This is a genomic window from Leucobacter exalbidus (assembly GCF_017834145.1).
In the GTDB taxonomy this organism is placed as follows: Bacteria; Actinomycetota; Actinomycetes; order Actinomycetales; family Microbacteriaceae; genus Leucobacter; species Leucobacter exalbidus.
This window is the reverse complement of record NZ_JAFIDA010000001.1, coordinates 1,366,271-1,387,590: the sequence shown is the minus strand read 5'-3', so window position 1 is coordinate 1,387,590 and position 21,320 is coordinate 1,366,271. Positions and strand designations below refer to the sequence as shown.

The 21,320-nt window shown below is 66.0% G+C and carries 21 protein-coding genes; 13 read left to right on the top strand and 8 right to left on the bottom strand.

The annotated features are described in order from the left end of the window. Positions 1–27 precede the first annotated feature (27 nt). The 3 genes from JOF28_RS06280 to argH all read left to right on the top strand — a co-directional run bounded on the left by JOF28_RS06280 (position 28) and on the right by argH (position 3,865). Positions 28–1,347 (top strand): type I glutamate--ammonia ligase, encoded by a 1,320-nt coding sequence (locus JOF28_RS06280; RefSeq protein WP_209704989.1) that lies wholly within the window; start codon positions 28–30, stop codon positions 1,345–1,347. Between the two features lie 53 nt (positions 1,348–1,400). After that, a complete protein-coding gene (gene argF / locus JOF28_RS06275; protein WP_209704988.1) occupies positions 1,401–2,324 on the top strand; it encodes an ornithine carbamoyltransferase in 924 nt (307 codons plus the stop codon). A 104-nt stretch (positions 2,325–2,428) separates the two neighbouring features. After that, positions 2,429–3,865 (top strand): argininosuccinate lyase, encoded by a 1,437-nt coding sequence (argH, locus tag JOF28_RS06270; protein ID WP_209704987.1) that lies wholly within the window; start codon positions 2,429–2,431, stop codon positions 3,863–3,865. 94 nt (positions 3,866–3,959) lie between these two features. Here argH and JOF28_RS06265 read toward each other — a convergent pair whose 3' ends face one another. After that, the gene (locus JOF28_RS06265; RefSeq protein WP_209704986.1) at positions 3,960–4,394 is read right to left on the bottom strand and encodes a hypothetical protein; all 435 of its coding nucleotides are present in this window, start codon (positions 4,392–4,394) and stop codon (positions 3,960–3,962) included. Between the two features lie 167 nt (positions 4,395–4,561). On the opposite strand from JOF28_RS06265, the gene JOF28_RS06260 reads away from it, so the two are divergent. From JOF28_RS06260 to JOF28_RS06240, 5 genes are all read left to right on the top strand, one after another. Further along, positions 4,562–5,320, top strand: coding sequence for an enoyl-CoA hydratase/isomerase family protein (locus tag JOF28_RS06260; protein ID WP_209704985.1), 759 nt, complete (start codon positions 4,562–4,564; stop codon positions 5,318–5,320). Positions 5,321–5,460: 140 nt separating this feature from the next. Beyond that, positions 5,461–6,237 carry an electron transfer flavoprotein subunit beta/FixA family protein gene (locus JOF28_RS06255; protein WP_209704984.1) on the top strand — a complete coding sequence of 259 codons (777 nt, stop codon included), beginning with the start codon at positions 5,461–5,463 and terminating at the stop codon, positions 6,235–6,237. Positions 6,238–6,248: 11 nt separating this feature from the next. Beyond that, the gene (locus JOF28_RS06250) at positions 6,249–7,229 is read left to right on the top strand and encodes an electron transfer flavoprotein subunit alpha/FixB family protein (protein ID WP_209704983.1); all 981 of its coding nucleotides are present in this window, start codon (positions 6,249–6,251) and stop codon (positions 7,227–7,229) included. A gap of 2 nt (positions 7,230–7,231) precedes the next feature. Beyond that, on the top strand, positions 7,232–9,169 hold the full coding sequence (locus JOF28_RS06245) for a cytochrome b/b6 domain-containing protein (protein ID WP_209704982.1): 1,938 nt from the start codon (positions 7,232–7,234) through the stop codon (positions 9,167–9,169). Positions 9,170–9,266: 97 nt separating this feature from the next. Continuing rightward, on the top strand, positions 9,267–10,301 hold the full coding sequence (locus JOF28_RS06240; protein ID WP_209704981.1) for an MBL fold metallo-hydrolase: 1,035 nt from the start codon (positions 9,267–9,269) through the stop codon (positions 10,299–10,301). 64 nt (positions 10,302–10,365) lie between these two features. On the opposite strand, the gene JOF28_RS14665 is transcribed toward JOF28_RS06240, so the two are convergent. Continuing rightward, positions 10,366–10,809: an acyl-CoA thioesterase gene (locus tag JOF28_RS14665; RefSeq protein WP_209704980.1), complete on the bottom strand. Its 444-nt coding sequence runs from the start codon at positions 10,807–10,809 to the stop codon at positions 10,366–10,368. A 197-nt stretch (positions 10,810–11,006) separates the two neighbouring features. Between JOF28_RS14665 and JOF28_RS06230 the strand changes: the two genes are divergently transcribed. Continuing rightward, positions 11,007–11,837, top strand: coding sequence for an IclR family transcriptional regulator (locus JOF28_RS06230; RefSeq protein ID WP_209704979.1), 831 nt, complete (start codon positions 11,007–11,009; stop codon positions 11,835–11,837). Between the two features lie 21 nt (positions 11,838–11,858). On the opposite strand, the gene JOF28_RS06225 is transcribed toward JOF28_RS06230, so the two are convergent. After that, positions 11,859–12,698 carry an SDR family NAD(P)-dependent oxidoreductase gene (locus tag JOF28_RS06225; protein ID WP_209704978.1) on the bottom strand — a complete coding sequence of 280 codons (840 nt, stop codon included), beginning with the start codon at positions 12,696–12,698 and terminating at the stop codon, positions 11,859–11,861. A gap of 207 nt (positions 12,699–12,905) precedes the next feature. Between JOF28_RS06225 and JOF28_RS06220 the strand changes: the two genes are divergently transcribed. Both JOF28_RS06220 and JOF28_RS06215 read left to right on the top strand, forming a co-directional pair. Then, positions 12,906–13,691: an SDR family oxidoreductase gene (locus JOF28_RS06220; protein ID WP_209704977.1), complete on the top strand. Its 786-nt coding sequence runs from the start codon at positions 12,906–12,908 to the stop codon at positions 13,689–13,691. A gap of 31 nt (positions 13,692–13,722) precedes the next feature. Further along, entirely contained in the window at positions 13,723–14,943 is a 1,221-nt protein-coding gene (locus tag JOF28_RS06215) for an acetyl-CoA C-acetyltransferase (protein WP_209704976.1), read from the top strand. A gap of 60 nt (positions 14,944–15,003) precedes the next feature. On the opposite strand, the gene JOF28_RS06210 is transcribed toward JOF28_RS06215, so the two are convergent. Beyond that, complete coding sequence (locus JOF28_RS06210) at positions 15,004–16,593, bottom strand: AMP-binding protein (protein WP_209704975.1); 1,590 nt, start codon at positions 16,591–16,593, stop codon at positions 15,004–15,006. Between the two features lie 124 nt (positions 16,594–16,717). Between JOF28_RS06210 and JOF28_RS06205 the strand changes: the two genes are divergently transcribed. Then, positions 16,718–17,329: a TetR/AcrR family transcriptional regulator gene (locus JOF28_RS06205; RefSeq protein ID WP_209704974.1), complete on the top strand. Its 612-nt coding sequence runs from the start codon at positions 16,718–16,720 to the stop codon at positions 17,327–17,329. Here the strand turns inward: JOF28_RS06205 and JOF28_RS06200 are convergent. Both JOF28_RS06200 and JOF28_RS06195 read right to left on the bottom strand, forming a co-directional pair. Beyond that, a complete protein-coding gene (locus JOF28_RS06200) occupies positions 17,326–18,123 on the bottom strand; it encodes a CoA-transferase subunit beta (RefSeq protein ID WP_209704973.1) in 798 nt (265 codons plus the stop codon). The genes JOF28_RS06205 and JOF28_RS06200 overlap by 4 nt on opposite strands. Continuing rightward, complete coding sequence (locus tag JOF28_RS06195) at positions 18,120–18,986, bottom strand: CoA transferase subunit A (protein WP_209704972.1); 867 nt, start codon at positions 18,984–18,986, stop codon at positions 18,120–18,122. Before JOF28_RS06195 ends, JOF28_RS06200 begins: the two co-directional genes overlap by 4 nt. Positions 18,987–19,167: 181 nt before the next feature. Between JOF28_RS06195 and JOF28_RS06190 the strand changes: the two genes are divergently transcribed. Continuing rightward, positions 19,168–19,779, top strand: coding sequence for a gamma carbonic anhydrase family protein (locus JOF28_RS06190; RefSeq protein WP_209704971.1), 612 nt, complete (start codon positions 19,168–19,170; stop codon positions 19,777–19,779). 82 nt (positions 19,780–19,861) lie between these two features. Here the strand turns inward: JOF28_RS06190 and JOF28_RS06185 are convergent, their stop codons facing one another. Together JOF28_RS06185 and JOF28_RS06180 are read right to left on the bottom strand one after the other, a co-directional pair. After that, positions 19,862–20,380, bottom strand: coding sequence for an SRPBCC domain-containing protein (locus JOF28_RS06185; protein ID WP_209704970.1), 519 nt, complete (start codon positions 20,378–20,380; stop codon positions 19,862–19,864). Further along, the gene (locus tag JOF28_RS06180; RefSeq protein ID WP_209704969.1) at positions 20,380–21,315 is read right to left on the bottom strand and encodes an NAD-dependent epimerase/dehydratase family protein; all 936 of its coding nucleotides are present in this window, start codon (positions 21,313–21,315) and stop codon (positions 20,380–20,382) included. Before JOF28_RS06180 ends, JOF28_RS06185 begins: the two co-directional genes overlap by 1 nt. Positions 21,316–21,320 lie beyond the last annotated feature (5 nt).

Below are 21,320 nucleotides of genomic sequence, written 5' to 3'. Positions count from 1 at the left end.
TGATTTCATCCAAGAGAAAGATTCATCGTGCGAAAAGAACCGCTGGCCATCATCTTGACGTCAGACCTTGCAGCCAAGGCGCGAGGGCGCGCGTTTCGGCAGCAGGAGTTTCAGAAGTACCTCAACAGCGGCTGCGGTTGGGTGCCCGCAAACCTCGCGATCGACGCGTTCGGGTCGATCGTCACGCCCAACCCGTTTGGCGCGGTCGGCGACCTGCGCCTCATGCCCGACGTCAGCAGCATCGCCACCGTCGCACTCAACGAGACGGGGGAGCAGACCACCCTCGTGCTCGCCGACATTCATACCCCCGATGGCCAGCCGTGGGAGTGCGATCCCCGCAGCTTCTTGAAGCAGGCCATCGCCGATCTGCAAGCCGAAACCGGGCTGAGCATCGTCGCATCGTTCGAACACGAATTCATGCTGCTCGAAGACTCGGGGAGCCCGGTCAACACCCCGTTCTCGCTCGAGGCTTTCCTTGAAGAGGAAGAGCTGGGCGGCCGGCTCATGGCGGCGCTCGACGATGCCGGCCTCGAACCCGAAATGTGGCTGCCCGAGTTTGGCCGCAACCAGTTTGAAATCACGCTCAGCCCGGCCCGCGCGCTCGTGGCAGCTGACCGCGCCGTCTACCTGCGCGAGATCACCCGGCACGTGGCCAGCAGCCTGGGCAAGAGCATCACCTTCTCACCCATCATCGAGGAAAACGGCGGCGGCAACGGCGTGCACGTGCACGTCAGCCTGCGCGACAAAGAAGGCCGATTCGTCACCTATGACGAGTCACGGCCGAGCAAACTCTCTGACGTTGCCGGATCCTTCGCCGCAGGCATTCTTAAATATGCCGAGGCATTCCAGGCTGTGGCCGCATCGGCGCCGTTGTCATATGAGCGTTTGGCCCCGCACCGGTGGAGCGCGGGCGGCATCTTCTTGGGCGAGAACAACCGCGAAGCGATGCTGCGCATCTGCCCGCTGTTCAACACCCCGGGTGCCAACCACCAGAAGCAGTTCAACCTTGAGTACCGTGCCGCAGATGCGACCAGCAACCCGTGGCTGGTGCTGGGCTGCCTGATTCGTGCGGGCCTTGAGGGGCTGCGCCAGCAGCTGCCCACCCCCAACATTGTGAGCGGTGACTCTGACGCGCTCACCCCCACCGAGCGTGACGAGCTGGGGATCCGGCCCGTACCCGCCACTCTGACCGAGGCACTCGCCCATTTCGAATCCTCAATTGTGGCCACCGAATGGTTCGCACGCGACCTCGCCGACACGTTCCTCGCCGTCAAACGCGCAGAAATTTCGCGCTGCGAGGCACTCGAACCCGCCGACCGGTACGCCGCCTACGCCGCGACCTACTAAAACAGTGTGACCGCCCGCGTGTTCCAAGGAACCGCGGGCGGTAAGCTGGCCACGTGACTAGGCACTTTCTCCGTGATGACGACCTGAGCCCCTCCGAACAGCTGGAGGTGCTCGAGCTTGCCGCTGCACTCAAGCGAGACCGCTTCTCGCGACGACCGCTCGAGGGGCCGCAGTCTGCCGCGGTGTTCTTCGACAAAACCTCCACGCGCACCCGCTTCAGCTTTGCCACCGGCATCTCTGATCTGGGCGGCAACCCCATCATCGTGAACCCGGGCGAAGCCCAGCTGGGCGTGAAAGAGACCGTCGCCGACACCGCCAAGGTGCTCTCGCGCATGGTGTCGCTCATCGTGTGGCGCACCTTCGCGCACTCGGGGCTCGAGGAGATGGCCGCGAACGCCACCGTTCCCGTCATCAACTCACTCTCTGACGATTTCCACCCCTGCCAGATCCTCGCCGATCTGCAGACGGTGCGCGAGCAGAAGGGCGACCTGAAGGGCCTCACCGCCACCTACGTCGGTGACGCCGCCAACAACATGGGCCACTCCTACCTGCTCGGCTTCGCCACCGCGGGCATGCACATTCGCGTGGCCGGCCCCGAGGGCTACCACCCCCGCGCCGACATCGTCGCAGACGCCAAGCGCATCGCAGCCGAAACCGGCGGCAGCGTTGAGATCTTCACCGACCCCGTCGCCGCCGTAACGGGCGCCGACGCCGTCATCACCGACACCTGGGTGTCGATGGGACAGGAAGACGAGAAGGCCGACCGCATCGCCACGTTCGGCGCCTACCGGGTGACCCCCGAGCTGATGGCACACGCCAACGACGACGCCATCTTCTTGCACTGCCTGCCCGCATACCGCGAGTACGAGGTGGCCCCCGAGGTCATCGACGGTGCACAGAGCGTCGTCTGGGACGAAGCCGAGAACCGCGTGCACGCGCAGAAGGCCCTCATGGCCTGGCTACTCGAGCGCGCATAACCGCCCGCGCACCGCAACAAACACATCGCGCACCGCAGCACCCGCGCACAGCACGCCGCACCGCCACCCGGTGCCCACGACTGAACTGAATGAAGGACAACACCATGACTGATCAGGGTCACATGAACGAAGCTGGCAACCGCGCGGCCGAAGCTGGCGCACTCTGGGGCGGACGCTTCGCCAGCGGCCCCTCACCCGCCCTCGCCGCCATCTCGAAGTCCACCCACTTCGACTGGGTACTCGCCCCCTACGACATTCGCGGCTCGAAGGCACACGCCACCGCGCTCGCCGCAGCCGGCTATCTCACGGCTGATGACCTCACCGGCATGCACGCGGGCCTCGACGAGCTCGCCGCGCGCGTGGCTGACGGCCGCGCCTTCCCCGCCGAAGACGACGAAGACGTGCACTCGGCGCTTGAGCGCCTGCTCATCGACATTGTGGGCGTACAGCTGGGCGGCAAGCTTCGCGCCGGCCGCAGCCGCAACGACCAGATCGCCACGCTGGTGCGCATGTTCTTGCTCGACCACGCGGCCGTGATCCGGGGCATGCTGCTCGATTACCTCGATGCGCTCGAGGCCCAGGCCCGCGTGCACATCGGCGCGATTCTGCCGGGGCGCACGCACCTGCAGAGCGCGCAGCCCGTGCTGCTCGCGCACCAGCTGGCCGCGCACGCGTGGCCCATCGTGCGTGACCTGGAGCGTCTGCGTGACTGGTCGGTACGCGCGAGTGCTTCGCCCTACGGCGGCGGCGCGCTTGCCGGATCCTCGCTCGGTCTCGACCCGCGCATCGTCGCCAGTGAGCTCGGCCTGGGCGATCCGCTCGAGAACTCCATCGATGGCACCTCGGCCCGCGACGTCGTGGCCGAGTTCGCCTACATCTGCACACAGATTGGCATCGATCTGTCGCGCCTGTCAGAGGAGATCATCCTCTGGAACACGAAGGAATTTGGCTTCGTGACGCTGCACGACGGCTATTCGACGGGGTCGTCGATCATGCCGCAGAAGAAGAACCCCGACATCGCTGAGCTCGCGCGTGGCAAGTCGGGGCGCCTCATTGGCAACCTGACCGGCCTGCTCGCGACGCTCAAGGGTTTGCCTCTTGCGTACAACCGCGATCTGCAGGAGGACAAAGAGCCCGTCTTCGACTCCATCACTCAGCTCGAGGTGCTGCTGCCAGCGTTCACTGGCATGGTCGCGACCATGACGTTCCACACTGAGCGTATGGCTGAGCTTGCTCCCAAGGGCTTCTCGCTCGCGACCGATGTCGCCGAGTGGCTCGTGAAGCAGGGCGTCATCTTCCGCGACGCACACGAAATCTCGGGCGAGATGGTGCGGTACTGCGAGGAGCGCGGCATCGAACTACACGAGCCGAGCGACGCCGAGCTCACTGAGATCTCTGAGCACCTGACCCCCGCGGTGCGCGACGTGCTCACCATCGAGGGCTCAGTGAACTCGCGCGTGGGCGCCGGTGGCACCGCACGCGTGCGCGTCACTGAGCAGCTCGATCTGCTGCGGCGCCGGATCGTCGAGTTCGCAGCCTAACCGTTCTGCCTATGCGCGGCGCCCATTCCCCTCGGGGAGTGGGCGCCGCGTTGGTGCGTGCCAGGTCCATTGCGCGCGATGAAAAGCGCTGGGGCTAGGAAACCGGGGCGAGCATGTATCGGCCATCTTCGCCCGATTGAGAGACTGCCCAAGACTGATCTGCAGCGAAGGGTTCAGCAAGGTCTTGTGAGCAGAAATCAACCTGTGCCCGATCCAACTGGAGCGACTCGGTCTCGCTTCCATTGGTGAAAATGAGGGACTGTGAGGACTCTGGGATTGATTCCGACGGCCCAGCATGAGGCAGCCCGTCGGCAAAGGGGCTATCGATCTTCGACAGGTCTGCATAGGGGCACACCACAAGAACAGATGACCAAGCGTCTACCGGCCCGTGCTGAGGGAGTTTGATGTTACTCTCGCCCCGTTTCGCGCTCTGCAGCACTTCATTCTCAAATGAATTCAGAGGAGCGCACCCCGTCAGAAGTGCACAAGCGATGATGCCTGCAACTGCCATGCGGTGTGAAACGGTCACAATAAGAAATCCTAACTACAAAGTTACGTAGCTCCCCATGTTAGTGCGGTGCACGCTTGTACTTCGCGCCGCTTGGGTTGCCAGTGATGAGCGCTCTCGCCGCAGATGCGGTTCCGTTCAGTCGGACTCGCGTGCGCGCGGGTGGCAGTTTCCCTTAGGCTCTTGGCATGACTGCCTCCGTATTGCTCGGCATCGACGCCGGCATTGCCCGTATTACTCTGAACCGCCCCGCGAGCCTGAATGCGTTCGACGCAGATATGGCCCACGCCTGGGTCGCCGCGGTCACCGATGCTCTGGCGCATCCCGAGACGCGCGCGATCATCATCGCCGCCGAGGGGCGTGCTTTCTGTGCCGGCGGCGACGTGCGCGCCATGGCTGAGATGCCTGACCGCGAAGACGCGCTCACCTCGCTGGCCGAGGTGATCAACGTGGGCCTCGCGGCGCTCGTCGAATCATCGATCCCCGTGGTCGCGGCTGCCCACGGCACCACCGCTGGCGGCGGGCTCGGCGTGCTGCTTGCGAGCGACTACGCAGTGGTGGGGGAGTCCTCACGCGTCGGCGCACTGTATGCCGGCGTCGGGCTCACCCCCGACCTGTCGGTGACGGCGTTACTGGCCCGCGCGGTGGGTGAACGGCGCGCGCTGCAGCTCACGCTGCAGGACCGGTTGTTGCCTGCGAAAGAGGCGCAGGAGTGGGGGCTCGTTGCCGAGGTCGTCGCAGATGACGCGGTACTTGAGCGGGCCGAAACGATCGCCCGGCACTGGGTCGATGGCGCCGCCTACGCATATGGTCAGGCGAAGCGCCTGATTCGTTCGCAGCCGTCGCGCAGTTTTCGCGAGCAGCTCGCTGAAGAGGCCCGCACGATCGGGGCGACCTCGGTGACGGCCGAAGCAGAAAAGCGCATTCAAGCGTTCGCGGCGCGGTAACGGCGAGAAAGCTATCACCGAGGGCCGCTTTTGCGCCGTGAAGTCTCGCTCAGCGGGGCAAGTTTTCACCAAAACAAGAATAACCAAGCGCTTGCTTGTTATTTATTGTAGGCTGGGGTCACACGGTGAAGGAGATATCGATGAAGCTGATCGTCTTGGTCAAAGAAGTCCCAGACACGTACGGGGATCGTACACTCAACCTCGAAACCGGCCTCGCCGATCGCGGCGCGAGTGAGTCGGTGCTCGACGAGATTTCAGAGCGCGCGCTCGAGGTGGCCCTAAGCTACGCAGACGGGCACGAAGGCACCGAGATTACGGTGCTCACGCTGGCCCCCGAGGGCGCGGTCACCACGATTCGCAAGGCGCTCGCAATGGGTGCGCACGGCGCGATTCAGATCGTTGATGAGGCACTGCAGGGCGCCGATCTGACGCTCACGGCCGAGGCTCTCGCCGCCGCTATCAAGCGCGCCGGCTTCGACCTCGTGATCGCGGGCAACTCCTCGACCGACGGCTCGGGTGGCATGGTGCCCGCCGCGATCGCCGAGCACCTCAGCGTGCCCCTCGTCAGTCGCGTCAGCACCGTCGAGGTCGCTGACGGCGCGGTCTCGGGAGTACGCTCGGTCGACGGCGGCGTACAGCAGGTGCGCGCCGCACTGCCCGCGGTGGTCTCGATCACCGAGGCACTGCCCGACCCCCGCTTCCCCAACTTCAAGGGCATCATGGCCGCGAAGAAGAAGCCGCTCGAAACTCTCACCCTCGCAGACCTCGCGGTAGATGCCGAGGATGCAACGGTGGCACGCTCCATCATGCTGACCGTCGCCGAAAAGCCGGCGCGCGCGGCAGGCATCAAAATCTCTGATGAGGGTGACGCCGGCGACAAGCTCGCCGACTTCCTCGCCGAAAACCGACTGGTGTAAGGAGGCGAATCATGACTAACTTCGCTGCAGATTCAATTCTCGTTGTCGTCGAGACCACCCCTGCGGGTGGCCTCGCAGGTTCGGCCGCCGAGCTGCTCGGCGCGGCATCGCTGGTGGGCACCCCCGTCGCGCTGCTGCTGGGCCCGGGCGAACTCGCCCCCAAGCTCGCTGAGCTGGGTGCCGCGCAGGTGCTCGTCGCAGCTACCGCCGCCAGCACCGTTGGCGCAGGTCTCACGGTCACCGCGGTTGACGCGCTGACCGCAGCGGCCGCACAGGTCGCCCCCGACGCGGTGCTGCTGTCGCACTCGCCCGATGGCCGCGACATCGCGGCCCGGTTCGCGGTGCGCAGCAAGAGTGCCGTCGCCGTCGACGCGATCGGCATCGCCCGCGATGACCTCGGCGTCACCGCCCAGCACTCCATTTACGGCGGCGCCTACACAGCCGCCTCGACCTCGACCTTTGGCGCCCCGGTGATCACCCTGCGCCAGGGCTCGATCGATACCCGCGCCGCAGCGCAGCCTGAGCAGCAGCAAGAGCTCGCGTTCACCGACTCGGCGCAGCCCGCGGCTACGCTCGTGTCGTTCGACGCCGAGGTGGTCGAGTCATCACGGCCCGAGCTGCGCGGTGCTGAGCGTGTTGTCTCGGGTGGTCGTGGCCTCGGCTCGAAGGAGCAGTTCGTGCTCGTCGAAGAGCTCGCAGATGCCCTCGGCGCCGCGATTGGTGCCTCACGCGCCGCCGTCGACGCCGGATACATTCCGCAGTCACACCAGGTCGGCCAGACCGGTGTTTCGGTGTCACCGCAGCTCTACATCGCCCTCGGAATCTCGGGTGCCATTCAGCACCGCGCCGGCATGCAGACCGCCAAGACCATCGTCGCAATCAACAAAGACGGCGACGCCCCCATCTTTGAGGTCGCCGACTTTGGCATCGTCGGTGACGTGTTCACGGTGGTGCCGCAGCTGCTGCGCGCGCTCGAAACCCGAAAGGGATAACCGTGGCCACTAACCAGGGAGTACTGCGACGCGGGCTGCCACGGCAGGCACAGGGGGAGCCCTGGCCCGCCGCCGGGTCACTGCCCGGTGAGAGCGCCGGGGTGATCCCCGATGCCGAGTTCGTGGCCGAGGCCGTGCTGAGCCCCGATGCGGTGCTGGGCGCTGGCGCGGTGCTGGCTGCTGAAGCGGCGCCGGCTGCGAGCGATGCTTCGCAGACCGAAGCTGCTCCGGATCACGCCGTGCCCGCTGCCGCCGAGCCAACAGCACCGGCCTCGGGCGAGAGCCCGGCTGAACCTGCGGCACCCGCCGCCATCGTGCGCGCCGGGTTGCCCCGGGCCGCCGGCGGATCGCCCTGGCCACCCCACGGGGTGCTCGCGGGCGCTGCTGTCTCCGAGGGTGCAGCTGCTGTGACGGGCGCTGCTGCTGTTGCGGCCGCAGGCGAACCTGCCCCTGCGACGGGAGCTTCGGCCGCGACCAGCCCCGTCGGTAAGCATGCTGATGTGCCAACCTCGAACGACGCCGCGCAGCCGAATGCTGCGGGTGCCGTTGCCGATGCTGAGGCTGTTGGCGTCACTGATGGCGCAGGCGCCGAATCTTCACCCCTCGCGGGCGCTGCTGGTGCTGCTGCCGCGAGCATTGTCAACACCGGGCCGCCCCTGCGACAGGGATTGCCCCGCGTCGCAGGCGGAGACCCCTGGCCCGCCGCGGGGCGTGCCCCCGCACAGGCGGGAAGCGCTGCTTCTGCTGCGACGTCGGCTGCAGTATCGCCGGCACCAGCAGCGCCCGCGGCTGCAACCGCACCGGCTGTAGCTGCACCGGTGGCCGCCGCTCAGCCCGCGGCGCAGACACCGGTTGCAACTGCAGCTGCAACTACGACAGCACCGGCTCCAGCGCCGGCTCAGCCCAAGCCTGCCACCGCGACCCCGGCGAAACTCGCGGCCGCTCCGGCCACGCAGCCCCAAGCAGCTCAGGCCAAAACTGCGCAGCCCCAAACCGCGCAGGCCCCGGCCCAGCCCGCGTCGCCAGCCGCGAAGGCCGCCCCCAGGGTCGACCCCGCGGTGATCCGGATCATTCGTCGCGTTGCCCTCATCGTGATCGGGTCGATCGCGGCCGCCGGCATTCTCGTGCTCGCGGCCCGCGGTGTCACGACGCTGCCCGGGGTGCCCGAGTTTCTGACGCGGTACCCGGGTGAGTATCACCTGCCCGAGACGACGGAGCCCGGGTTTCCGGCGTGGGCGCGCTGGACCCACTTCTTGAACTTCTTCTTGATGGTGCTGATCATCAGAAGCGGGCTGCTCGTGCGGCACCAGGCGAAACCGCCGGCCTTCTGGACCCCCAAAAAGGGTGGCAAGAAGATCAGCATCAACCTGTGGCTGCACACCTCGCTCGATGTGCTGTGGATGCTGAACGGTCTCGTGTTTGTGGTGCTGCTGTTCGCCTCGGGGCACTGGGTGCGCATCGTTCCCACCTCGTGGGAGGTGTTCCCCAATGCGCTCTCGGCCGCGCTGCAGTATGCGACGCTGAACTGGCCCGTTGAGAACGGCTGGGTGAATTACAACAGTTTGCAGCAGATTATGTACTTCTTGGTGGTCTTCGTTGCGGCTCCGCTCGCGGTCATCACCGGGCTGCGCATGAGCGAGTGGTGGCCCGAAAAGGCCGAGCGCCTCAACAAGCTGTACCCGGCGCCCGTGGCCCGCGCGATCCACTTCCCGACGATGCTGTTCTTCGTGTTCTTCATCGTCGTGCACGTGATTCTGGTCTTCTCGACCGGTGCACTGCGCAACCTGAACCACATGTACGCCGGCACCGACGTCGTCAACTGGGCAGGGTTCTGGTACTTCGTGCTCGCGATCGCGGTCACCGCGGGTGGTTGGGTGGCCGCGCGGCCGCTCATCATCGCCCCGATTGCCAACCTGTTTGGCAAAGTGAGTAACCGCTAACCATCAGCCCCGTCTCGTAGAGACGGGGCTGATGCGTTTCGGGCTCTTGCTGCCCAGGCGTGCCACCCCGGCACCAAACGCTTGCTACTGTGGAGGAATGTTGGATCGTGAACACGCGTTCGTCGCGACAAGTGCACCGCAGCGACGCGCGTGGGGCAAGCAGCAGCTCGCCGCCGCAGAAGAGGTCGCGAGTGGCCTGTGGGCCGTCGCTATCCCGATGCCGGGCCCACGCATGCCCTACTCACTCGGGTACGTGTTCTTCGGCGATGATGGCACGCACATCATTGATCCGGGCTGGAGCGGCGAAACCACGCTGCAGGCGTGGGAGGCTTTCTTGGCTGACCATGGCCGCACGCTGCGCGACGTCACCACGATCCTGGTGACCCACAGCCACCCCGATCATCTGGGGGCCGCAGACCAGTTGCGCGCTGCCTCTGGCGCGCGGCTCATTCTGTCTGATGTTGAATCGCAAGTGGTGAACGGGGCGGGGCGGCAGCTGCTGGCGGCCGCCGATCGTCGACAGCGCATGCAGGAGTGGGGCGTGCCGCATGAGGTGCAGGAGGAGCTACTGGCTCCGGTGCTGCTGGATCGCCCGTCGCCCGCGGTCGCCGCCGACGCGCTGCTCGCCGACGGCGAGACGCTGCAGCTCGCGGGTCACACCCTGCGCGCGATCATCACGCCCGGGCACACCGCGGGGCACCTGTGCCTCGAGGCCCCAGATCTCGGGCTCATTTTCACGGGCGATCACGTGCTGCCGCAGATCAACCCGGGCCTGGGGCTCGGCAGCCTCCCCGGATCAGACCCGCTCATCGACTACCTGACCTCACTGCGCGCCATGCACGCGTTCGATGCGCACGAGGTGCTGCCCGGGCACGAGTACCGGTTCAGGGGGCTCGCGGTGCGCAGCGACCAGATCGTCGATCACCACCTGGGGCGCACGCGCGCCGTGGCGGCCCTGGCCCCCGAGCTCGGCGACAGCCCCGTGTGGGAGTACGCCAAGCGGTCACCGTGGAGCCGCGGCTGGGAGGGCATGCAGGGATTCTTGCTGTTCTCGGCGCTCGCGCAGACGAGCCTGCACCTTGACGCGGTGCGCAGCGGCCGGGCTGAGCCCTGGCTGCAGCTGACGCGCTAACCGGCGAACGCGCTTACGGCCCGCTGGTGTGTGGCCGGCGGGATCTGCGAGCGAGGGTAGTTCATCACGCCCCGGCCGTGGCCCAGCCTTCGGCGTGCGCACGCAGCGCCTGGGGCAGCCGCACCGTGGTCTGCTCGGGCGACACCGACACGAGCGTGATCGATGCGCGCGCCGCCAGCACCTCATCGGTTTCGCGCCACATTTCATACTCAAACGAGAACGAGCTCACACCGATCGTGCCCATACGCAGCTCGATCCGGATCGGATCATAGAGCCCCACCGCCGCGAGATATTCGCACTGTGTTGCGCGCGTGACCGTCCACCACCCAAATTCGGCCTTCCAGCGGTCTTGGCGCAGCCCCTGCGTGAACAGAAACTCCGACTGCAGCCGCTCCATCATGGGAAACCAGGCAGCGTAGTAGAGAATGCCGGCGGGGTCAGTGTCGGCATAGCCCAGCCTGACGCGGTGGGTGTGCAGCACCGGGGGTGTGGGCGCGGGGTGTGTCACGTCATCGTCTCCAATCGGGCCAAGCGGCCGGTGCGTTGCCTGCTCAGGGCGCGAGATCGTGGTGCACCAGGCGAGCGCTCGGGGCACTCGCGGTGGTGAGAAAAGACTACCCGGTTCACCAAGCAAGTGATAGTTTGTTTAGCATCGGCGATGCTGCCGAGGTTTATGACCCGATGTTTGCCACAGGGGAGTGACGCATGTCTGAAACGCTACAGCTGAACGCGCGCGCACGGGCGAGTGCCGCCGAAGAATCACGGTCATCGGTGATCGCCAGAACCGCGGTCATCATGGATGCCTTCTCCACCGGCCAGCCGCGCTGGCTGCTCAACGAGCTCACCGAGTACACGGGGCTGCCGCGCTCCACGGTGTTTCGGCTCATCACCCAGCTCGTCGAGGTGGGGTGGCTCACCCGCGACGAAGACCTGCAGGGGTATCGGCTCGGCGGCCGCATCGTCGCCCTCGAAGAACGCGGCACCACGAATGCTCAGCTGCGTGAAACCGCGAAACCGGTGCTGCGTGAACTGCGCGACGCGACGGGATTGTGCGTGCAGCTCGCGGTGCTCGAACCCAGTGGCATGACCTACTACCTCGACCGGGTGGGCGCGCTGCCGGGTGCACTCGCGCGCCCCAGCATTGGATTCAGGTTTCCCGTTGAGAACACCTCGGCCGGCAAAGCCATCCTGGCGATGATGCGGCCGGGGGCCGCGAGCGACGTGGTGGCCAAACGTGAACGCGACAGCCACGTTGATCTTGCATGGGTGCGAACCGAGCTCACCGCTATTCGCCGCAACTATGGCCTGGCGTCTCACGTGGGCGGGGCGGGGCACCGCGGCGTGAGCTCCATGGGTGCCGCAATCATCGGCCCCGACGGCCCCATCGGGGCGCTCGCGATCAGCGGAGTGGGGGCCCTTGCCCCCAGGTGTATGTCACTCGTATCGGGGGCCGCTCAGCGGGTGAGCGCAGAACTGCACCCTGAGTGGTTCGCCCAGCGACGCCGAAAATCCCAGGCTAACCGCCAAGCGGCATAGTGGGTGTGCGGCGCAATCCGGTTACACCGAATAGCCGCCGTCAACATCGAGCTTCTGGCCCGTAATGTAGGCGGCCCGTGGCGACGCGAGAAACGCAACAGCCTGGGCGATGTCGTGCCCGGTGCCAAACTTGCGCAGCGGAATATTGCGCATCGCCGCCGCGAGCGCCTGCTCGCTCATCTGCCCCGAATCAATGAGGCGCGCAGCCATGCCATCGCTGAGCATTCCGGGGCCCACGCAATTCACGCGCACCCCGTAGCGGCCCTCCTCATGCGCGAGCGCGCGGGCGAGCGCCTCGACCCCACCCTTGGGGGCCGACGACAACCCGTCGCGGGCGGGATAGCGAACCGTTGCCGCCGAGGTGACCGCGGTGAGGCTGCCCGCGCTTGTGCGCAGCGCCGGCAGCGCGGCCGAAGATACGTTGAAGAACCCCAGCAGCTCGGCATTGACCTGCAGCGCGAACTCTGCCGGAGTGACCTGTGACAGGTATTTCTGCTCAACGTGCGGGCCCGCGGCATGCACCACGGTGTGAATGGTGCCGTGGTGCGCCACAAGATCGGTCACGAGCGCCGCGCAGGCGTCGGCATCGGTGACGTCAAGGTGGTGGGCCTCAACGGCATCACCCAGCTCGGCCAGTAGTTCGGCGGGAGCAGCCGTGCGGTAGGTGAACGCGACGCGTGCGCCGCCCGAAACGAGGAGGCGCACGGTGGCTGATCCGACGCCGCCCGATCCGCCGATGACGAGCGCGATGCCATCGAGGGCAGTGAACTCGGTGGGCGCGAGTGGAAGCGATGCGGGCGCAGGCGCGGGTTCAGGCACAGGCGCCGGTGTCACTGTGTTCGAGGGGGTGGCATTACTCATGTTGGGCACGCTAGCAGCCCAAAGCCCCAGATGCCAAGCAACCGCTTGGTTTTTGGGTGCTCGAGGGGTTACCTGCGGGTGCAGCGGCGCGCGACCGCACCTCGCGATGCGGCCGGTCGCCAGGAATTCAATCGCAGAAACTGAAACAAACCTAGCGTTTGTTTGGTATGGTGTGGATACCCGAATCACTGAGGAGAAGGGGGCGAAATGACGCTGACCATCGATATGACTGGCCAAGTGGTGCTGATCACCGGCGGTACTCAAGGTGTTGGCGCGGCCACGGCCCGCAAATTTACCGAGGCGGGGGCACACGTTGAAGTGTGTGGCCGCACCACCCCCGAACCCGGTGCCGTGCCGTGGAGCTTCACCGCTCTCGACGTGCGCCGAGCCGACCAGGTGGAAGCCTGGGTGGCCGAGGTGCTCGAACGCCGCGGGCGCATCGACATCGTGGTGAACAACGCCGGCGGGTCACCGTTCGGCAGGTTCGAAGAGGGATCACCCCGCTACTACTCGGCCATCACCGAACTGAACTTTCTCTCGGCCACTTACCTGGCCCGCGCGGCATACCCCGCGCTGAAAGAAGCGCGCGGATCGGTGATCAACATCACCTCGATCAGTGCACGCAGGCCGAGCCCCGGCACCGCGATCTACGGCGCCGCCAAGGCAGCGCTCGAGAATCTCACCGGCTCACTCGGCGCCGAATGGGCCCCCGATGTGCGGGTGAACGCCATCAGCTGCGGCCTCATCGCGACCGACTCAGCACTGTCGCACTACGGTGACGAAGAGCAGATGCAGCGCGTGGCCGCCACGATTCCGCGCGGCCAGCTCGCTTCGCCCGAAGAAATCGCAAACGCGGTGCTGCTGCTCGCCTCTCCGCTCGCGGGGCACATTACCGGCGCAACGCTCGACGTTGACGGCGGCGGCGAATGGCCCTCATTTCTCGGGGCAAGCCCCAACGGCAACGTGTTTGTCACCGCCCCCGCTGCCGTCTAACTTACGCAACACAATTTGAAGGAGAACTTTCGTGGTTGAAGCCGTAATCGTTTCTGCCGCACGCTCACCGATCGGGCGCGCAGGCAAGGGATCACTGAAGGATATGCGGGCCGATGAACTCGCCACGCAGATGGTGCGCGCCGCACTCGACCAGGTGCCGGGGCTCGACCCCAGCGAGGTCGAAGACCTGATGATGGGCTGCGCACAGCCCGCGGGCGAGCAGGGATACAACATTGCCCGCACGACCGCCGTGCGGCTCGGGCTCGACTCGGTTTCCGGCACCACCGTGCACCGCTACTGCTCGTCGTCACTGCAGACCACGCGCATGGCTTTTCACGCTATCAAGGCGGGCGAGGGCGACGTCTTTATCTCGGCCGGCGTCGAGGCCGTATCGCGCTTCGGGCAGGGCAAGTCAGACGGCTCACCCGATACGAAGAACCCGTTCTTCGCCGAGGCCATGGCCCGATCAATCGCGCACGCAGGTGACGCATCGGCCAGCTGGGTCGACCCTCGCAGCCTGGGCCTCGTGCCCGATGTCTACCTCAACATGGGGGAGACGGCCGAGAACGTCGCGCAGCTTCGTGGCGTCTCACGTCGTTCACAAGACGAGTGGGCTGTGCGCAGTCAGAACCTTGCCGAGGCTGCGGCCGCACGCGGATTCTGGGCGAAAGACATCACCCCCGTCGTGCTGCCCGACGGCACCGTGGTGAGCACCGATGACGGCCCCCGCGCCGGCGTCGCGTACGAGAAGCTCGCGACGATGCAGCCCGTGTTTCGCGAGCACGGCACCGTCACCGCCGCGAACTGCTGCCCGCTGAACGACGGCGCAGCTGCCCTCGTCGTGATGAGTGATACGCGCGCCAAAGAGCTGGGCCTCACCCCGCTCGCGCGCATCGTGTCGACCGGTGTCTCGGCCGTCAGCCCCGAGATCATGGGCCTCGGCCCGGTCGGTGCCGTGCAGCAGGCCCTCGCCCGCGCACGCATGTCGATCGGCGACATCGACATCATGGAGCTCAACGAGGCGTTTGCTGCTCAGGTGCTGCCTTCGATTGATGACATTGGGATCGATCCGGATCGCGTCAACGTCAACGGCGGCGCCATCGCGCTCGGCCACCCCTTCGGCATGACGGGTGCCCGCATGGCAACGACCGCGATTCACGCACTGCAGGAGCGCGACGAGCAGTTTGCGATCGAGACCATGTGCGTCGCGGGCGGCCAGGGCATGGCCCTGCTGCTCGAACGCCTCAGCTAACTACGGGGGAACACAAAAGCAGCGGGGCGAAAGCCCCGCTGCTTTTGTATTGCCCGCGGCCTACACCGCTGCGCGCAGGTCTGACTTCAAGATCTTGCCGGTGGCGTTGCGCGGAAAATCGTCCACGAACACAATCTCCTTGGGCACCTTAAACCCGGCGAGACGGGTGCGGCAGAACGCCGTGATGTCTTCGGCCGTGGGCTTCGGATCAGCCTCGCGCAACAGTGCCACATAGGCACGCCCCACGCTGCCCATGCGGGCATCCTCAATGCCGATCACGGCCGACTCGTTGACGGCGGGGTGCCGGCGCAGCGTGTTCTCGACCTCGGCCGGGTAAACATTGAACCCGCCCACAATGAACATGTCTTTGATGCGGTCGGTGATCTTCAAACAGCCGTGCTCGTCGAGGCAACCAACATCGCCCGTGTGAAACCAGCCATCGGCGTCGAACGCCGCGCTCGTCGCCTCGGGGTCCTCGAAATACCCGAGCATCACATTGTCGCCGCGCAGCAAGATCTCGCCCTCACCGCCCACGGGCAGAATCTCACCCTCGGCTCCTGCGATCCGGATCTCAATATTTGCGACCGCGGGCCCCGTGGTCTGCGAGGCATGCGCGAGATCTTCGCCGGGGCGCGACATCGTGGCGACGACGCACTCGGTGAGGCCGTACGCCTGGGCGACCCGCGAGAATCCCAAGATATTGACCATGTCGTGGAAGAGCGAATCGGGGGCGGCCGTGGCGCCCGCAATGGCGAACCGCAGCGAGCTGAGATCGAAATCAGCGAGATTGGGGTGATCGATGAGGCTCGTGAAAATCGTGGGAACGCCCGGCAGCACCGTGATGCGTTCGCGCTCGATCAGCGTGAGCACATCATCGGTGTTGAAGACCGGGATCGGGTACATCGTTGCGCCCGCAATCAGCGAGGCGATGAGGCCCGCCTTGTAGCCGAAGCCGTGGAAGATGGGGTTGACGATGCAGTAGCGGTCGGTCGCGGCGAGATCTGCGCCCAGTGCCCAGGCGTGCGCGACGCCGATCGTTTGGCGCTGCGCACTCATGACGCCCTTGGGTTGACCGGTGGTGCCCGAAGTGAACAGAATGTCGACGATGTCATCGGGGGAGACCGCTGCGGCCGCAGCCGCGAGCACGTCGCCGGGCACATCGGCGCCGTCGGCGAGGAAGTCGGCCCAGGTGCGGCAGCCTTCGGCTGCCACGTCATCCATGGTGACGATGGTGGTGAGCGCCGTCAGCGCGGGGGCATCTGCCTGCTCGGTTGCCTCGCGCAGCTTGCGCGAGAGACCGAGCCCCAAGAACTCGTCGGTGAGTACCAGCACGCTCGCTCCCGAGCGGGCCAAGATCTCGGCCGCCTCGCGCCCGGTGTATCGGGTGTTGAGGGGCACCACGGCGGCCCCGAGGTACTGCGCGCCCAGAAAGGCGAGGATGCACTCGGTACGGTTGGGGGCCCACACCGCGACCCGGTCGCCACGGCGCACGCCGCCTGCCCAGTAGGACTTGGCGACCGCTTCAACCTGCTCGAAGAGCTCGCGGTAGCTGATGGTGTGACCCTGGTCGATGACGGCGGGGTGGTCGCCAAGCGTCGAGCGCTCGGCGAGGAGGGCCGGGATGGTCTGGGCGGTGGCAAGCTCGGACATCGTTGTCCTTTCTGAGGGGGAGTAGCAGGTTTGAGTGGTAATTCATAGGGGGCTACGTTATTGTAAACAGGAAACCGAGTAATCAAGCAAGCGCTTGATCGGTTAACTGTTTGGAGGAACTCAATTGGCGAAGAAGCAGACTCACGATCGCAATGATCCGGGATCGGACCGACGCCAGCAGATTCTCGCGATCGCAGCGAAGCTGTTTGCCTCTCAAGGATATTCCTCGACGACGGTGCGAGATATTGCCGACGAAGCGGGCATCCTGTCGGGTAGCCTGTACCACCACTTCGCCTCGAAAGAAGCGATCGCCCAAGAGATTCTGCGCAACTTCTTTGCGGGAATGACCGCCAAGTACGATGCCATCCTCGCAGCTCAAGATGATGCGAGCACCACGTTCGAGAACCTGGTCACCGCATCGTTTGAGATCATCGCAGATCAGCCAGACGCCGTCGGTCTCTACCAGAACGAGGCCCTGTTCTTGCAGACTCAGTCGGGTTTTGAGTTTCTGCGCGAGACCTCGCTGCGCGTTGAGGGCATGTGGATCGAGCAGTTGAAGCGCGGCCAGGAAGCTGGCGTGTTCCGTGAAACCTTCGACCCGGCCGCGCTGCACCGCTTCATTCGTGACGCACTGTGGTCGACCGTGCGCTGGTACCGCCCCGGAGGGAAGCACACCGTGGAGTCGTTGACCGCGACCTTCCTCGATCTCGTACGCCACGGCGTGCTCGTCGACTAGTTAGCGACCTCGCGGGCCCTGAGCCCGCGGGGGTCGATGACCTCGCGAATGAGCTGCAGCTCTTCGGCGCTGGGCGTGCGGGTCTCGGGCACGTTCGCAACATCGATCGCGAAGCCGGTCTGGTCGATGACCTCCTGCGGATCGACTCCCGGGTGAATCGACCGCACGCGAATGCGCCCGGTCTCATCGAAGTCGAACACGCACAGGTTCGTGACCACGGCACCGATGTGGTGGAAGCGCAGCGTGTCGCCAACGGCGGCGGCACGGTCGTACCCCACACCCGACACCATGTCGACGCGCTCGACAAAGATGCGGGCGCTGTGGCGTGAGATCCAGTAGTCCACGCGGTGGTTCGCGGTGTTACCGGGGGCGCCACGCACGCCGATGAGCTGGCGCTTGGGCTTCTTCCAGTCACCGATGAGTGAGATGTTCTGGTTGCCAAACGCGTCGATCTGGCTCGCGCCCATGATGCTCTGGCGGCGGCCCGTCGCGAGAATGTCAAAGATGCGGCGGAACGGGGTCCACCCCTCGATGGTGCCGCCCGCGCTGGCGGGCTTGCCCAGCGGCCCCGGCTCAGACATCAAGAATGCTTCACCGTCGGTGAGCACCAGATCGGGCGCCGTGGTGAGCTTCGCGAGACGCGCACCGATCGTCGGGATGAGGCCGACGGCGTGCGCGAGAACCTCGCCCGATTCAAGGTAGGTGTCGGCGCAAGCGGCGATGCAAACCTCTGCGTTCGTCGCGGTGCCTTGCGCGGTGGTGCTTGCTGCTGTGTCGGTGACTGCCGTGGTCATGATGCCCCCTGGGTCTCGTGGAAGTGGGCGACGGCCGCGTGATAGCCGGCTTCGTCGGTCTGCAGGAACGTTTTCTCGAATGCGGCCCACGCCTCGGGATCGCGTGCGGCCGTGGCGTAGTGCTTCTGGAAGGCCTCATCGCGGCCGTAGTCGGGCTCGCAGGTGGTGAAGTGTGCGCCGCGGGGCGCCTCGACAACGGCCGAGGTAAACATGCGGCTGAACAGCAGCGTGTGGAACGAGCCCTCGGTGAGCAGCTCATCGGTGGGCACGACGCGCTCGGCCGACACGATCGTGCGGTCTGCTGCCATGGCGAAGAGGTCATCGAAGTAGGGGTCGGGGCCGAGGAACTGTGCGTTGCCCTGCGCATCGGCGCGGTTGACGTGCACGAGGGCGACGTCGAGCTTCGACGCGGGCACCGCGACGTACTCCTCATCGGAATAAGGCGACTTCACCGTCTTGAGCTGCGGGTTCGCGGGCAACACGTCAGAGCCGAGGCCTGCGCGAATGGGCAGGAAGTCGAGCCGTGCGCCCGCGGCGCGCAGCCCCGCCACAAACATGCCCTCGTCGTACTCTTCGATTTCGATCTCGCCGCGCTCGCGCGCCTGCGTGAACAGCGGGTCGAGCGGCAGGCTATCGAGGCTCACGAAGCCGTAGATGAGCTTGCGAATCTTGCCGGCCTGGGCCAGCAGGCCCACCTCGGGGCCGCCGAATGAGACCACGGTGAGGTCGGTGACATCTGAGCGCAAGAGCTCGCGCACGAGTGCCATCGGCTTGCGTCTTGACCCCCAACCGCCAATTCCCACGGTCATGCCGCTCTTAATTGTGGCGACGGCCTCCGCCGCGCTCATGGACTTATCGGGCATCGTTGCTCCATCTCATATCCGAGCAAATTCGGGTGCGTGCATCGCACATAATAAACCTAGCGCTTGTTTGGTAGTTCCGCTAGTTTGAGGATGGAGTTCAGGGGGTGACCGCGCGCGTGCACCGCTGATCGCGCCACCTGCGGAGCCTCAAAACTACATCCCGAGAAAACGAGACCCGATCATGCCCTGCTACGAAATCGACGGCATCGTGCCCGTCGTTCACCCCACCTCATTCGTGCACGACAGCGCGAGCCTCATCGGCGACGTGATCATCGGCCCCAACTGTTACATCGGCCCGTTCGCGAGCCTGCGCGGCGACTTCGGCCGCATCATCGTGGGCGAGGGCAGCAACGTACAAGACGCCGTGGTGATCCACGCGTTTCCGGGCGCCGATGCCGTGCTCGCCCCCAACAGCCACATCGGGCACGCAGCCGTGCTGCACGGCTGCCACATCGGCTCGTACGCGCTCGTGGGCATCGGCGCCATCGTGCTCGATGGCGCAACGATCGGGGCCGGGGCCCTCGTGGGTGCCGGATCCCTCGTCACCGCGGGCACCGAGATCCCCGAGCGCGTGCTCGCGCTGGGCAGCCCGGCCCGCGTGATCCGGGTCCTCGACGACACCGCGCTCGCGTGGAAGGAACAGGGGGTGCACGTGTATCAAGAGCTCACCGCGAGATCGCGGGCGACGCTGCGCCAGGTCGATCCGCTGCCCGAGGCAGAAAAAGAACGTGGCCGCGTCTCGACAGACGCGACCACGTCGCAACCACTGCACACCCACGCCCGGCCCAACTGAGCCGGCCGATGTACAGGGGAAAGGCACGGGGTCGCTGATCCGGATCAGCCAGCCCCGTGCCCCCGCAGGTACCGAGCGGTAACTACGAAATATCGCCCCGATGCAGCGCCTCGGCGCGCAACTTCAGCGCGCGGCCCGTATCGTTGAACGCCCGCGTCACCCACTCGCCCGAGAAACGCATCACATGAATCGCGTTCTCGCCCAAGAAGGCATCGGTCGACTGGTACCGGGTGAGCTCGGGGCCCACCTCCTCGAGAATCTGGTCGCGCCTCGCCGCGTACGGCCACGCCTCGTGGAAGGGCAGCTCCCACGACAGCAGCCGGTGCGGCTCGACGGCGCAAATGTACTCGGTGCCGGCCTGCAGTGACCCGGGATTCGTGTAATTCACGAGCCGCATGTGCAGCGGTGCGCCGATCTCGAAGGTCGACTCGGCCCACACACAAAACGGATTCCACTCGCCGTAGCGCGCAAGATCCATCAGCACATCCCACACCACGCTCGCGGGCGCCGCGATCTCAAACACGTCTGAGACCACGAGGGTGCTCGGGTCGTACGTCGCCACGGGGGCTGACGACCCGAGCACCTGAGCAGCAGGCGCCATTAGCTGGCCTGCCCCGCGGTGGCGAGCAGACGATCTGGGTGACGCGCCTCGATCGTGCGGCGCACGCCCTCACGCCAATCGACCTCGCAAGGCCCGGTGATCGCGAGCCGGCGCGAGACATCAGCGACCGAGCCACGCAGCGTGTTCTCGATCGGCGACACCTCAACCTCGGCCGTCACGCCCATGAGTTCGGCAGCGTACGCCGCCCACTCCTGCACGCTCACAGCCTCATCGCCGCCAAAGTTCACGATCGTGGCGGGCACGGTCGCGGCCTGCAGCAGCGAGCTGACCTGCGCCGCAATATCTGTCTCATAGATCGGGCTGTACATGCACGGATCCCAGCGCGTGGTGATCTTCTGACCCGCGGCGATCGCATCGATGTGGTGCGTCGGCAGACCCCCATTGGGGCCGTACGACGCATTCATGCGCGCGATCGTCACCGGCAGATCAAAGGCGCGCGCGGCCAACCGCGCCGTCGCCTCCTGGCTGATCTTCGACACCGAATACGTCGGTGAGTGGGTGCTATTGCACTCACCCAGCGGCGACTGCTCGGTGAAGACGTACATCGGATCATCTTGCGAGCGATACACCGAGTGCGTCGACATCACGAGCGCCCCGCGGGCCGAACGACAGTGCTGCAGCAGCAGCCCGGTGCCCTCGGCATTGTCCCTGATAGACGCATCGTAATCCCAGCCGGGCGCCTGATTCGCGGCCAGGTGCACGACATACGTGAAGTCGGTGGGCACGTTCGAGAAATCACCCGAACCCAGATCGCACTCCACTGGCGTAATGCCGGCATCGATCATGCGCTGTCGATCACCGGGCTTGCTGAAGCGCGCGAGCCCCCACACCTCGTTGCTCTTCGCGAGCAACGAGGCGATGGGGAACGCGAGCTGACCGGCCGCACCGGTGACCAGAATCTTCTCGCCTTGCATGGCTA

Excerpts from the sequence above, each read along its gene's own strand:
- argH (WP_209704987.1), top strand. The coding sequence starts at position 2,429 with ATGACTGATCAGGGTCACATGAACGAAGCTGGCAACCGCGCGGCCGAA.
- JOF28_RS06260 (WP_209704985.1), top strand. The coding sequence starts at position 4,562 with ATGACTGCCTCCGTATTGCTCGGCATCGACGCCGGCATTGCCCGTATT.
- JOF28_RS06255 (WP_209704984.1), top strand. The coding sequence starts at position 5,461 with ATGAAGCTGATCGTCTTGGTCAAAGAAGTCCCAGACACGTACGGGGAT.
- JOF28_RS06250 (WP_209704983.1), top strand. The coding sequence starts at position 6,249 with ATGACTAACTTCGCTGCAGATTCAATTCTCGTTGTCGTCGAGACCACC.
- JOF28_RS06240 (WP_209704981.1), top strand. The coding sequence starts at position 9,267 with ATGTTGGATCGTGAACACGCGTTCGTCGCGACAAGTGCACCGCAGCGA.
- JOF28_RS06230 (WP_209704979.1), top strand. The coding sequence starts at position 11,007 with ATGTCTGAAACGCTACAGCTGAACGCGCGCGCACGGGCGAGTGCCGCC.
- JOF28_RS06225 (WP_209704978.1), bottom strand. The coding sequence starts at position 12,698 with ATGAGTAATGCCACCCCCTCGAACACAGTGACACCGGCGCCTGTGCCT.
- JOF28_RS06220 (WP_209704977.1), top strand. The coding sequence starts at position 12,906 with ATGACGCTGACCATCGATATGACTGGCCAAGTGGTGCTGATCACCGGC.
- JOF28_RS06210 (WP_209704975.1), bottom strand. The coding sequence starts at position 16,593 with ATGTCCGAGCTTGCCACCGCCCAGACCATCCCGGCCCTCCTCGCCGAG.
- JOF28_RS06200 (WP_209704973.1), bottom strand. The coding sequence starts at position 18,123 with ATGACCACGGCAGTCACCGACACAGCAGCAAGCACCACCGCGCAAGGC.
- JOF28_RS06195 (WP_209704972.1), bottom strand. The coding sequence starts at position 18,986 with ATGCCCGATAAGTCCATGAGCGCGGCGGAGGCCGTCGCCACAATTAAG.
- JOF28_RS06190 (WP_209704971.1), top strand. The coding sequence starts at position 19,168 with ATGCCCTGCTACGAAATCGACGGCATCGTGCCCGTCGTTCACCCCACC.
- JOF28_RS06185 (WP_209704970.1), bottom strand. The coding sequence starts at position 20,380 with ATGGCGCCTGCTGCTCAGGTGCTCGGGTCGTCAGCCCCCGTGGCGACG.
- JOF28_RS06180 (WP_209704969.1), bottom strand. The coding sequence starts at position 21,315 with ATGCAAGGCGAGAAGATTCTGGTCACCGGTGCGGCCGGTCAGCTCGCG.